The sequence below is a fragment of the Aeromicrobium sp. Sec7.5 genome, assembly GCF_036867135.1.
Classification (GTDB): Bacteria; Actinomycetota; Actinomycetes; order Propionibacteriales; family Nocardioidaceae; genus Aeromicrobium.
This window is the reverse complement of record NZ_JBAJIJ010000004.1, coordinates 1-12,708: the sequence shown is the minus strand read 5'-3', so window position 1 is coordinate 12,708 and position 12,708 is coordinate 1. Positions and strand designations below refer to the sequence as shown.

8 protein-coding genes are annotated in these 12,708 nt (G+C 71.4%); 5 read left to right on the top strand and 3 right to left on the bottom strand.

Translation table 11 applies throughout. From position 1 onward, the window contains the following. Positions 1-275 precede the first annotated feature (275 nt). The 5 genes from V6S66_RS17000 (at position 276) to V6S66_RS16980 (ending at position 8,641) form a co-directional block, all read left to right on the top strand. Entirely contained in the window at positions 276-1,232 is a 957-nt protein-coding gene (locus V6S66_RS17000) for a CPBP family intramembrane glutamic endopeptidase (protein ID WP_334207986.1), read from the top strand. 123 nt (positions 1,233-1,355) lie between these two features. Next, positions 1,356-1,763: an ATP-binding protein gene (locus tag V6S66_RS16995; RefSeq protein ID WP_334207985.1), complete on the top strand. Its 408-nt coding sequence runs from the start codon at positions 1,356-1,358 to the stop codon at positions 1,761-1,763. 76 nt (positions 1,764-1,839) lie between these two features. Then, positions 1,840-2,718, top strand: coding sequence for a WD40/YVTN/BNR-like repeat-containing protein (locus tag V6S66_RS16990; RefSeq protein WP_334207984.1), 879 nt, complete (start codon positions 1,840-1,842; stop codon positions 2,716-2,718). 102 nt (positions 2,719-2,820) lie between these two features. Further along, positions 2,821-5,745 (top strand): S-layer homology domain-containing protein, encoded by a 2,925-nt coding sequence (locus V6S66_RS16985; RefSeq protein ID WP_334207983.1) that lies wholly within the window; start codon positions 2,821-2,823, stop codon positions 5,743-5,745. Positions 5,746-6,007: 262 nt separating this feature from the next. Beyond that, positions 6,008-8,641, top strand: coding sequence for an S-layer homology domain-containing protein (locus V6S66_RS16980; protein ID WP_334207982.1), 2,634 nt, complete (start codon positions 6,008-6,010; stop codon positions 8,639-8,641). 418 nt (positions 8,642-9,059) lie between these two features. On the opposite strand, the gene V6S66_RS16975 is transcribed toward V6S66_RS16980, so the two are convergent. From V6S66_RS16975 to V6S66_RS16965, 3 genes are all read right to left on the bottom strand, one after another. After that, the gene (locus V6S66_RS16975) at positions 9,060-10,856 is read right to left on the bottom strand and encodes a DUF4012 domain-containing protein (RefSeq protein ID WP_334207981.1); all 1,797 of its coding nucleotides are present in this window, start codon (positions 10,854-10,856) and stop codon (positions 9,060-9,062) included. A gap of 231 nt (positions 10,857-11,087) precedes the next feature. Next, positions 11,088-11,657, bottom strand: a complete 570-nt coding sequence (locus tag V6S66_RS16970) for an LPXTG cell wall anchor domain-containing protein (protein ID WP_334207980.1) — start codon at positions 11,655-11,657, stop codon at positions 11,088-11,090. A 416-nt stretch (positions 11,658-12,073) separates the two neighbouring features. Further along, on the bottom strand, positions 12,074-12,691 hold the full coding sequence (locus tag V6S66_RS16965; RefSeq protein WP_334207979.1) for a tyrosine-protein kinase family protein: 618 nt from the start codon (positions 12,689-12,691) through the stop codon (positions 12,074-12,076). Positions 12,692-12,708: the final 17 nt, after the last annotated feature.

Here is a 12,708-nt window from a genome sequence, read left to right as displayed (position 1 = left end):
TCCGGTGGTTGGGGGGTGCGGTCGGGTGCGGGGGTCTCGGTACGCCGGCTCGCCAGGGCTCGCCGAGCACTCGACCGGCGGTTCCATCCGTTGGTCGAGTGGGCCGAGGAACGAGGCCCGTATCGAGACCCGGTCGGCTTCACTCGGGCGGGGGTCTCGGTATGCCGGCTCGCCAGGGCTCGCCGAGCACTCGACCGGCGGGGTGGCGGGCTCGGGGAGGCGCTCGACCGGCAAAGGGTGGCCATCGGGGGCTCTGGGCACGGAAGAATGAACCCATGTCCACGCCGTACCACCTGCTGACGCGCGACGACCCGCGTCACCGAGCGTGGCAGCTGCCGGTGGCGGGCGCGATGACGCTGGGCGCGTTCGTGGTGGTGGCGACCCTCGCGGGCGCCGGACCGCTGGACCCCGTCGACCGGCCGGGAGCGCTCGCGGTCGACCTCGGCACGATCGCGCTCGCCGCTCCGCTCCTGCTGGGGGCGCTGTGGCTCACGGGATCGCCGGCGCTGCGCCTGCTCTGGTCGGTCGAGGGCCGGGTGCGTTGGGGATGGTGGGGTCGCTGCTGCGCGATCACGTTCGGCGCGGTCACTCTCGCGCTGGTGCTCGCCTCGGCGCTGCCGGGCTCGGGCGTGGGGCGTGAGGTGCAGGTGCCGACCATGACGGCGTGGTTCGGGGTGGTGGTGGCGTTGGTGCTGGTGCCCGGTCGGGCGATCGCCGAGGAGCTGGTCTTCCGTGGCTACCTGCCGCAGCTGATCGGCACCGTGGTGCCGGTCGCGTGGATCGGTGTCGCCGCGAGCACGTGCTTCTTCGCCGCGGTGCAGGGCGGCGGGACGTGGGGACTCGTGCAGGGCGTGCTGCTCGGGCTGACCGCCGGTGTCCTGACGCAGCGCACCGGAGGGCTCGAGGCCGCCGTTGCGCTGAACGTGGCCCACCACGTGATGCGGCTCGGGCTCGAGGCCGGGGGCGCGATGGACCCGTCCCAGCTGCGCGCCGACCTCGGTGCGACCTCGGTACTGCCGACCCTCGTCTCGGTGCTGCTCGTCGGGGTGCTCGTGGAGTGGCAGGTGCGAGCCACGGGCCTGGTCACGCGGAGGATCGAGGCCGACGGCACGGGTGTCAGGTCGGCCGAGCTCGAGGCCGCTCCGCACCCCGATCAGGCCCGTCCGCCGGCACGCGTGCGACCCCGTTCCCCCGCCTATCCGGGTGACATCAGTGACGACTGGGGTCGTTGAGTGGTAAACATTGACAGGTCTCGGCTTGGGCATTGGCCTCAGACATGGTTAGTTTGGACTACCTAGTCCCGCCGTGGGACGAGCCCGATGAGTCGTCCGTCACCGGGCGTGGAAGGAGGCGACATGCATCGAGCGCACGACGTGCTCCGGTTCCCGTTCGCCCGGTCCACTCCCGGCATCGCCCGCACGAAGCTTGCCGGTTTCCTCACGATGAACGAGGTCGCGTCCAGCCACATCGACGACGCCTTGATCGTCCTGAGCGAGATGCTCACCAACGCCGTGAGCCACGGCCGCCCGGGCGACGACGGCACGATCGAGGTCTCGTGGTCGATCGCCAAGGGCCTGCTCGAGATCAGCGTCCGCGACCACGGTGAGGGCAACGAGCTCGCACCGATCGACTTCGACAACGACTCCCTGAGCGGTCGCGGCCTGGCGATCATCAACCAGATCACCGACCGGTGGTGGGTCGACCTCGACGGCGGTACCCGCGTCAACGCCGAGCTCTCGCTCGGCGACGCCCGTCATGCCTGAGCCTGCGCCCCCGGTCACACCCGCCGATCTGCGGTTCCTGCCCCGTCGGGTGACGCGGCACCCCTAGAATTGCTGCGTGTCGCGACGTGTCGGGTTGCCCCTGCTGGCGCTGTTCCTGATCGTCGACGTCATCTTGGTGGTGCTGGTCTACCGCCACGTCAACCAGCCGCCACCGTCGAGCGACGTCACCCTCGAGCAGACACCGGCTCCGGACGAGGTCGACAACGAGCAGACCGCGTTCGAGTTCGATCCGTCCACCGCCGCGGTGCTGGACGTCACGAACGACGGATCCGTCGTGTGGGCCACGCGAGGCGCGTGCGACGGCGCACCGGCCACGGTGATGACTGGCACCGACAACGGCGCCTCCCTGACCCCGCGCTCGCCCGGGCTGCAGACGGTGCTGAGCGCGGCCATCACGGGCGAGGGCGACATCGTGCTGGTCGGCACGGAGAGCGACTGCGTGCCGGTCCAGCTGCGGTCCACCGACGGTGGCGGCTCGTGGGACGAGGACGACGAGATCTCGCTCTGGTACCCCTCGCCCACCGACGTGCGCACCGTCGTGGCGCCGGGCGGCACGGCGAGCGAGCCGCAGTGCTCGGTGTCGTCGCTGAGCCAGGTCGACGAGAACTTCGCCCGGGTCACGTGCGTCGACGGCGTCGTCCGCGGCACGGGCAACGCCGGGGCCGAGTGGGTCGTGCTCGGGCGGCTCGACAACATCCGCACCGCCACCTTCACGACCTTCGACACGGGCTACGCGCTGGCGCGCTTCCAGGGCTGCGCCGCGTTCCTGTTCACCACCACCGACTCCGGCGCCACGTGGACCGACCGCAGCTGCATCGTGGGCGACCCGGCCCGCGCCGTCGCGGCGAACGACACGCTGCTGGTCGGTGTGGTGGGCGCTGATCCGCAGGTGTTCGTCAGCGACGACGGCGGCGACAGCTTCGGCCCCGCCTGAGCGACGTGCCACCGGGCGCAGCATCACGCCGTCAGCCCGGCGGTGACCCCGTGGCTATTTACGATTCTTGAGCAGTTCTTCCCCTTGCTCGAGGAGCCCAGGATGCGCCGGATCGCCGCCGTGAGCGTAGCGTTCGCGTGCGCCCTCGCGCTGCTCGTCCCGGGCACCTCGGCGTCGGCGTACGAGGCGCCGTCGCGTTCGCCGTTCACGGACGTCGCGACCTCGGCCACGTTCTACACGCAGATGGCGTGGCTGGCCGACCGGAAGATCTCGACCGGCTACGCCAACGGGGACGGGACGACGCGGTTCGATCCCTCGGCCCCGGTGCTGCGCGAGCAGATGGCGGCGTTCCTGTACCGGCTGGAGGGCGAGCCGGCCGTGGCGAACCTGCCGACGACGTCGCCGTTCGTCGACGTGCCGACCACCCACCCGTTCTACCGGCAGATGATCTGGCTGCAACGGTCCGGCATCACGACGGGCTATCCCGACGGCACGTTCCGGCCGAGCCAGCCGGTGCTGCGCGAGCAGATGGCAGCGTTCCTGCACCGGATGGAGGGTCAGCCGTCGGTGATCCTGCCGTCGACGTCGCCGTTCCTCGACGTGCCCACGAGCCACTCCTTCTACCGCCCGATGATGTGGTTGTCCGAGCGCGGGATCACGACCGGGTACACCGATGCCCTGGGTCGAAGGTCCTTCCGGCCGAGCCAGCCCGTGCTGCGTGAGCAGATGGCGGCGTTCCTGTACCGGCTGGAGGGTGTCGGGTCGGTTCCCTCGCCAGTCACCCGCCTGACCGCGAGCCCGACCACGAGTGCGATCACCCTGGGCTGGACGTTGCCGACGGACGGCAAGGCCGCCGGTGTCGTGGTGCGCCGGCTGGCCGGGGCCACGGCTCCGTCGACCCCGACCGCAGGTCAGTCCGTCGCCGACCTCGGTCCCGCCGCGGTCACGGTCGTCGACGGCGGCCTCGACTCGCTGACCACCTATTCCTACGCGGTCTTCGTCCGGTCGCAGGCCGGGACGTACTCGCCGGCCGCATCGGTCACCAGCACGACGTCGGCAGCCCCGGCGGTGGCCTTCGACGCCGCTCCGGGGCCCACCATCGCAGGCGTCGCGAAGGTCGGCGGCACCCTTACCGCCGAGACGGCGGCGTGGTCGCCCAGTGCGACGTTCGCCTACCGGTGGTCGGCGGACGGCACCCCCATCACCGCGGCGTCCGGCCGGACCCTCGCAGTCACGCCCGATCTGGTCGGCCAGCAGGTGTCGGTCGCCATCACGGGGACGAGTGCCGGCCGCATCACCACCAGCCGTGAGTCGGCGAGGACCGCGCCAGTTGCACCGGGCACGTTCACCACGACGCCACCGGTCATCGAAGGCCTGGCCACGAGTGGCAGCACGCTCACGGCGACGGTCGGCGCCTGGACGCCGGCCGCGACGCTCACGAGCCTGCAGTGGCTGCGCAACGGAGCGCCGGTCCCCGGCCGGACCACGTCGACGTACGCCGTCACCGACGCGGACGTCGGCACCACCATCACGGTGCGGGCCACCGGCTCCCGGCTGGGCTACACCGATGCGACAGCCACGAGCGCCCCGGTGACGATCCGCGCCGTTCCGGCCCTGGCGAACGTGGCCGGCACGATCTCCACCGACGCCGTGTGGGGTCCCGGATCGGCGAAGGTCTACCGGGTCACCGCCGACGTGACGGTGCCGGCGGGCGTGACGCTCACGCTCCAGGCGGGCACGGTCGTGAAGCTCGACCCGGGACGCCGGTTGCAGGTCGAGGGCACCCTCCGGGTCGACGGCACCGCGGCCTCGCGCGTCGTGCTGACGTCCGTCAGGGACGACGCCACAGGTGGCGACACCAACGGTGACGGCGCGGCCACCGCGCCAGCGGCGGGAGACTTCGTGGGCGTGAGCGCGACGTCGAACGGTGCGGTGCTGATGTCGTACGCGCAGGTCGCGTACGCCGACACGTCCGTGTCGGCCCGTGGTGTGGCCGGCGCTGCGCCGACCGTGACGCTCACCGAGACCGACATCTCGCGGTCGAACCTGTGCGTCGCCGCCGTGGGCCCGGTGACCGGAGTGTTCTCCGGTTCGGTCCGTGACTGCAGCATCGGTGTCTCCGCCGACCACGCGTTCGACGCCCGGGGCGTGGACTGGGGCTCGCCGAGCGGGCCGTTCCCCTACGGCACCGGTGTGCCGGTGCAGGGGGCGAGCGTGTCGATCCTGCCGTGGACGGGCTTCGTGGCGGCCCCGCGACCGGCGGTCGCGCCGCGGCAGGCCCCGTCCACCCGGACGACGTGCGAGGACCTCGTCGTCGTGGGGGTCCGGGGTTCGGGGGAGGCGCCCGCGAGCCTCGACCCGTCGACGCCCGGGGTGTTCGAGTTCGAGTACAGCGGCTTCGGGTCCCTCAACGTCGCCATCGCCGCGAAGATGGCCGAGCAGATCAGCGTGACGCGGCCGGACGCCTCCATCGCCTACCTGGCGGTCCAGTACCTGGCCGTGGCCAATCCCAGCTTCGACCCGCAGGTGAGCTTCGACGACCTGGTGGTCAGCGTCTTCGACGGCGTCGACAAGCTGCGCCAGCTCCTCGAGACTGAGGGTGCGCGGTGCCCGTCGTCGCAGTTCGTCCTGCTGGGGAGCTCGCAGGGCGCCCTCGTGATCGACATCGCCCTGTCGGAGATGACGCAGCCGGAGCAGCAGTCGCGCATCGCCGGTGTGGTGATGGTCGCGAACCCCGCGCGCGTGGGTGCGTCCGAGACCCTCTGGGAGAGCGCCGGCGTGCCGGCCTCGAGCGCGGTACGTGACGTGACGGGCGGGTGGTCGGCACTCTCCCCGGGCCTCGGGGAGCCGCTCCCGGCGTGGGTGGCCTCGCGCACGATCTCGATGTGCCACGTCGGCGACGTCTTCTGCGCCTTCGCCCCGGGCGCCGTGGTCGACCGGCACGTCGACTACTCGACCGAGGAGCTGCACTCCCTCGCGGTCTGGCAAGGCACGCGCATCGCCACCTTGCTCCCACCCCCCAGCTGACCCGTCCCGCTGGTCGATCGCCCAAGCCACCCGCGGCAACAACTTCGCTGGTCGAGTTGGTCCGAGGAACGAGGACCAGTATCGAGACCCCCCGCACCCGACGGTGCCCGGTCCCACCTACCCACCCACCCACCTGCTGGTCGAGTGGGTGAGGGCGGTCGCGTAGCGAGACCTCGCCCACAATCTGGTCATTCGTCTGACTTTCGCGTCGCGTCTCCTTACGCTTTCTCCGGAGATCTGTGCCTAGTCGAGGAGTTCGCGGATGCGTCGGATGGTCGCGGTGCTCGCTGCCCTGGCGCTCCCCTTCACGATGCTCGTCGCGGCGCCGTCCGCGTCGGCCTACGAGGCACCCGCGGTCTCACCCTTCACCGACGTCGCGACGACGCAGACGTTCTACCGGGAGATCACCTGGCTCGCCGACCAGGGGATCTCGACGGGATACGTGACGCCGAACGGGAAGCGGTTCGATCCGTCGGCTCCGGTGCTGCGGGAGCAGATGGCCGCGTTCCTGTACCGGGCGGCCGGCGAGCCCGCGTTCTCGGCGCCCGCCGTGTCGCCGTTCGTCGACGTGGCCACGACGCAGACGTTCTACAAGGAGATTACGTGGCTGGCCGCCGAGGGGATCTCGACGGGGTACCTCACGACGGCCGGGAGGCGGTTCGATCCGTCGGCTCCCGTGCTGCGGGAGCAGATGGCGGCCTTCCTGTACCGGGCGGCGGAGGAGCCGGCGTTCTCACCGCCTGCGGTGTCGCCGTTCACGGACGTGGCGACGACGCGGACCTTCTACCAGGAGATCACGTGGCTGGCCGCCGAGGGGATCTCGACGGGGTACGTGACGGCCAGTGGGAAGCGGTTCGATCCCGCGGCTCCGGTGCTCCGGGAGCAGATGGCGGCCTTCCTCTACCGAGCGGCGGGGGTCGACACCCCGGTCGGTCCGCCGGCGGCCTTCGACGCCGCGCCGACTCCGACCATCACCGGACTCGCGCAGGTCGGGCAGGTCCTCACCGCTCAGCCCGGCGCCTGGTCGCCGTCCGCCACGTTCACCTACCAGTGGTCGGCCGACGGCACGGCGATCCCGTCCGCGACCAACCGGCTCCTGACCGTGGCGGCGGAGATGCAGGGTCGGCAGCTCTCGGTGAGAGTGACCGGATCGAGTGCCGGCCGGGTGACCACGGCCCGGGAGTCGTCGAGGACTCAGGCGGTGGCGGCGGGCACGTTCGCCACGGTGCGACCGGTGATCACCGGGTCCGGCACCCCCGGGAGCACCCTCACGGCCACCGTGGCCGCGTGGACCCCGGCGGCCGCGACGACGACCCTGCAGTGGTTCCGCAACGGCTCGCCGATCGCGGGAGAGACCGCCTCGACCTACATGGTCCTCGGGTCCGACCGGGGCGCGTCGATCTCGGTGCGCGCGACCGGCTCCCGCGCCGGCTACACCACGGCGACCGCCGCGAGCGATGCCGTGGTGGTCAACGTCCCCGCGGTGCAGACCGTGTCCGGGACGATCTCGGCCGACACCGTCTGGGGCCCCGACAAGGCGCAGGTCTACCGCGTCACGGGTGACCTCACGGTGGCTGCGGGAGCGACGCTCACGCTGCAGGCCGGCACGGTGGTCAAGTTCCAGCAGGGCCGCACGATCCTGGTCGAGGGCAACCTCACGGCGAACGGGATCCCGACGTCCCCGGTCGTGCTGACCTCCGTGAAGGACGACCTCGCGGTCGGCGACACCAACGGCGACGGGTCGGCGACCTCCCCGGCGGCCGACGACTACGTCGGGCTGAGCGCACGGTCGAAGGGGACGCTGGTCATGGCGAACGCGCAGCTCGCCTATGCCGAGACGGCGGTGCTGGCCGTCGGAGAGGCAGGCGCGGCTCCGACCGTCGCGCTGTCCGGAACGGCGATCTCCCGGTCGACGCGATGCGTCGCCATCGACGGGCCGGTCGACGGCACCTTCACGGGCTCGGTGCGCGACTGCGAGGTGGGCGTCTCGGCGAACTACGCGTTCGACGCCCGGGGCGTCGACTGGGGCTCGGCGAGCGGCCCGTTCCCCTACGGTACGGGCGTGCAGGTGCAGGGCGAGAGCGTCGCGGTGCTGCCGTGGACGGGGTTCGTGGCGCCGGACCGGCCGGCCGTCGCAGCACCGCAGGCGACACCGACCCAGGTGGAGTGCCGGGACGTCGTGCTCGTCGGTGTGCGCGGCTCGGGGGAGTTCCCCGAGAGCCCCGATCCGACGACCTACGGGCCGTTCACGGCCGACGAGAGCGGCTTCGGTTCGTACAACTACGTCGTCGCGCTGAAGATGCAGGAGCAGATCGCGGCGGCACGGCCGTCGACGACGTTCAAGCTGATGGCGGTGCAGTACCTGGCGCTCCAGATCCCCAGCTACGACCCCGAGATCGACTACCTGGAGTTCCTGGTCAGCGTCTTCGACGGGGTCGACAAGATGGACCAGCTGATCCAGGCCGAGGCGGCACGCTGCCCCGCGACGAAGTTCGTCCTGATCGGGTCGTCGCAGGGGGCGCTCGCCATTCACGCGCTGCTCACGCCGACCTTTCCCACGTCGCTGCAGGCCCGCATCGCCGGTGTGGTGCTGCTGGCGAATCCGGCGCGCGTCCCCGGTTCGACCGAGACCCTCTGGGAGGGCGCGAACCTGCCCGCCACGCAGCAGGTGCGGGAGGCCTCGGGATCGTTCGTCGGCTTCTTCCCCGGGGCCGCCCGTGCGGTGCCCGCGTGGGTCGCCTCACGCACGATCTCGATGTGTCACGAGGGGGACGTGTTCTGCGCGTTTCGCCCGGGCGCCCACCTGTGGCCGCACCTCACCTACTCGACAGCCGAGCTGGACTCCCTGGCCGCATGGCAAGCCGCCCGCGTTGTGCCCCAGCTCCCCACCAGCTGACGCGAGAGGACACCACTTCGCTGGTCGAGTTGGTCCGAGGAACGAGGACCAGTGAGGGGTCGCCACCCTCCGCTGGTCGAGTTGGTCCGAGGAACGAGGACCAGTGAGGGGTCGCCACCCTCCGCTGGTCGAGTTGGTCCGAGGAACGAGGACCAGTGAGGGGTTGCCACCCTTCGCTGGTCGAGTTGGTCCGAGGAACGAGGACCAGTATCGAGACCCGGTCAGGTGGAGGGATGCGGTGGTAGAGGTCGGTGGCTGACGAGTGCCTGCACCTGACCGGGTCTCGATACGGCCGCTCGCAGAGCTCGCGAGCCACTCGACCAACGGGTGGTGCGGCCCGGCGTGGTTGCTCCTCCCCGCAGAGCTCGCGAGCCACTCGACCGGCGGCGTGGCCCCCACCCCGCCAACCCCGAGGGGATCAACCGCAGGCGGACCCGAATCGCTTGTCCTGCGCGAAGGGCACGACCCCGGGGGTCGTGCTGACGATGCTGGCGCCCGGCTGGTCCTCCCCGGTCGTGACGGTCAGCTTCATCGTGACGTCCTGACCGGGTGCGAGCACGGCGGGCTGGATCGCGATGGGGCGGTCGCCGAGGATGCCCTGCGCGAAGATCGTGCGGGCCCCGTCGACCTCGAGCGACTCGAGGGTGCTGCCCGCGGGGGCGGCGATGCGGAGGTTGACCTGCTGCGTGCCGACGTCGGCGAACCGGCCGTTGCCGACGATGTAGGAGGGCAGCAGCGCAGCGTCCGGGGGTGCCGTGGAGGTGAGCTTCACGGTGAGCTCCAGCTCCTGCTGGTTGCCGTCGAGGCACTGCACCGCCTCGACCGTGGAGTCCCAGCGCAGGTAGAACTGCATCTTCGAGCTCGTCGCGTCGTTGATGTAGACCCCGAACTGCGGGTTCGGCCCACCCTGCGGCAGCACCCCGGCCAGGGGGGTCTCCTCGAGCTCGGCCTGCTCGGCGGGGTCGGCGCTCCACACGAGGATGCGGTGCTCGTCGACGGCCTGGGTCAGGCCCTCGAGCGTCTTGCGGTAGTCGCCCTGCCCGTTGAGCACGGTCGAGAACACCGTCTGGGCGGCGACGCTGAAGAACGTGTCCTGGTCGTTCGGGTCGGGGAACCTCGCATACACGCTGCTGAGCAGGGTGGTCACGGCGTTGTCGGCGGTCAGCACGGTGCCCTCGGGCAGGGACACCGGTCCGGTGCCCTCGAGCGCGTACGAGAGCGCCACGGGGTCGACCGACACGACGCCGCTGAGGGGTTCACCGAACTTCTGCTCGACGATGCCCTTGGCGAACTGGGCCGCGCGGGTGAAGTCGGGGGTCAGCGTCGTGTCGCGCAGGTCGCGCGCGATCGTGGTGCCGAAGGTGGTGGCCTCGTCCGGGGTGATCGCGATGACGTCCTGCTCGAAGCTGCCGATGTCGGAGTAGGAGTAGCTCTCGTCGAACGTGATCCGGCCACCTTCGGCACGCACGATCGCGATGGAGCCCGGGATCCCGCCGAGTGAGCGGCTCTCGGCGTTGTTCTGGAACATGACCAGGTAGGTGCGGGGGCCGTTCGCCCCCAGCATGCCCGGGGCGAGCCGCATGGCGCGCGCGGCGGCGGCGGCGCCGCTCTCGGCGGTGCCGACCTTCTCCTGCAGCTCCTCGATCGGACCCTGCACGGGCCCGAGCAGCGACCCGGCGTCGATGGCGTCGATGCGCGCCCGCTGCTCGGTGAGCACCTCGGACGCGGTGGTGACCGGGTCGACGAGCTGCGCGAACGTCTCGAGCGGGAACACTCCGTCGACGGGCTTGAACAGGTCGGAGTCGAGCGCCGTGGCGGTCGAGACCACGGGGGGCAGGGCGTCCTGCGTGATCGCGTCGAGTGCGTCGGACGCCGTGGTGACGGCGCCGAGGTTGTCGCCGACGAACGGGATCTTGGCGGCGGCCGACCACAGGAACCCGTCGGTGCGGGTGCGCGCCGTCTCGGTGTTCTCCTGCAGGGCGCCGAGGATGCGCTCGGCCTGCGCGGTGTCGCCGGAGCTGATCTCGTCCTGCAGCACCGAGGCCTGGTCGGTGGCCTCGGCCAACGCGGCGCGCGCCTGGTTGGCCTCCCAGCCGATCCATCCGGCCAACGCCAGCAGCACGACGGCCACGCCGGCGAGGGTCAGCCACAGGGGCTTGCGGCTGCCCTTGCGCTGGTGACGCTCACGTGCCGTACGGGGCTTGCGGCTCAGCATGCGGGGCAGCGTGAGCCCTCCACCTGAGCGCGCCGACCGCGACCGGGACGACGACGTCGCCCGGCGGCGACCGGAGTGCCGGTCCTTGCGTGAGGCCATGGGTGTCCTGGGTGCGGCGGAGGTCAGGTGCGGGAAGCGGTGTTGACCTGGAACGTACGTGGGCTGGACGTGCGACCGCCACCCCGCGCCGGAGAACCGGCGCCAGGGTGGCGGTCAGGGTCTAGCTGTGGATCAAGCGGCGGTGCGGCGACGGGCAACCGCCACGGCGCCACCGGCGACGAGGAGGGCGCCACCCGCGGCGAGCAGCGCCACGTTCGGGCCACCGGTCGACGGCAGGACGCCGTTGCTGGCGTTGGAGCCGCTGCCCGAGCCCGAGCCCGTGCCGGCGTCGGTGCGGACGGCGATGGCGTACGTCAGGGTCAGCTGCTGCGGGATCGCACCCGGCGTGAAGGATGCCGGAGCGGTCGAGGCGACGGGCGTGCCGTCGTCGTAGTCGCAGGTGATGGAGATGGTGAAGGTGCCCGGCTCCGTCGGGGCCGTGCCCGAGACGGAGAAGGTGGTGCCTGAGCCGGAGGACGGGTTCAGGGGGCCGGCGGTGGAGGTGGCGGTCCACGGGTTGCAGTCGACACCGTCGAAGCCACCCGACAGGGTGAAGGCCTCGCCGGGGGCAACGACGCCGTCGGCGGCGGAGCCGCTGAGGCCGGTGAGGACCGGGTCGGGGTAGGCGTTGGCGGCGGTGGGTGCGAAGGCCACGATGAGGCCCGCAGTCGCTGCGGCGAGAGCCACAAGTGTCTTGCGCATGAGCATTCTCCAGAAAGTCTCGATGATGTGTGTCCGCCCCTCCCGAGGCGACAGACGAAAGCCTACCCCGGATTTTCCGGCGTGTTGCACGTCTTTTATGAAGTTCGTATGACAGGTACGGTCATCCGATCCTGAACTACGCCTGAGAACACCCTGTGACTCCCGGGTCATATCGGCACAGAAGTGGTAATAGCCCGACGACCGCCCGCCCCCCGCCGGTCGAGTGGGGGAGGCCGCCCGCGGCCGAGCCCGTATCGAGACCCCTCACCCCAGCCCCCGCTGGTCGAGTGGGGGAGGCCGCCCGCGGCCGAGCCCGTATCGAGACCCCCGCGCCCCTGCCCCCTGCTGGTCGAGTGGGGGGAGGCCGCCCGCGGCCGAGCCCGTATCGAGACCCCTCCCCGCACCATCGACACCCGTCAGCGGCGCCGGTTCTTCCGCGCTGGCTCGTCGCCCAGACCCTGGGAGGCGTCCAACCAGCCGCCCGCGTCAGGCGCAGAAGGGTCACCTTCGGGCTCCACGGCCGGATCCTCCCAGCGCTCGGGACCGTCCTCCGTGGGCTCCGCGCTCGGATCCTCGTCGAGGGAGACGTCAGCCGAGGAGAGGCCGAGTGCCTCGTCGTCCGGTACCTCGTGATCGGCCTCAGCGTCGCTCTCCACCGAGGGATCGACCTGATCGTCCTGCGACCGGGGAGGAATCACGCTGGCCTCCCGAGAAGCCTGCTTGCGAGCGCGGCGCGACACCGTGGGCTCGCGCTCGGTCTTCTCACCCTTGGCGATGCGCTGCGGCTCGGCGGGCGCCGGCGCGTACCCGTAGCCGTAGCCGTACCCGTAGCCCGAGCCGCTCTTGTTCGTCGGCGTCATGTTGACGATCGCGGCGATCAGCCGGCCGTCGACCGAGGCAAGCCGGTCGGCAGCCATCCGCACCTGCTCGTGACTGGTTTCGCCGTGTCGCACCACCAGGATCGCTCCGTCCACCTTGCTCGCGATGATCGCGGCGTCGGTGACGGGCAGCAGCGGCGGCGCGTCGATCAGCACGAAGTCGTGATCGGCGC

Excerpts from the sequence above, each read along its gene's own strand:
- V6S66_RS16970 (WP_334207980.1), bottom strand. The coding sequence starts at position 11,657 with ATGCGCAAGACACTTGTGGCTCTCGCCGCAGCGACTGCGGGCCTCATC.
- V6S66_RS16980 (WP_334207982.1), top strand. The coding sequence starts at position 6,008 with ATGCGTCGGATGGTCGCGGTGCTCGCTGCCCTGGCGCTCCCCTTCACG.
- V6S66_RS16975 (WP_334207981.1), bottom strand. The coding sequence starts at position 10,856 with ATGCTGAGCCGCAAGCCCCGTACGGCACGTGAGCGTCACCAGCGCAAG.
- V6S66_RS17000 (WP_334207986.1), top strand. The coding sequence starts at position 276 with ATGTCCACGCCGTACCACCTGCTGACGCGCGACGACCCGCGTCACCGA.
- V6S66_RS16985 (WP_334207983.1), top strand. The coding sequence starts at position 2,821 with ATGCGCCGGATCGCCGCCGTGAGCGTAGCGTTCGCGTGCGCCCTCGCG.
- V6S66_RS16995 (WP_334207985.1), top strand. The coding sequence starts at position 1,356 with ATGCATCGAGCGCACGACGTGCTCCGGTTCCCGTTCGCCCGGTCCACT.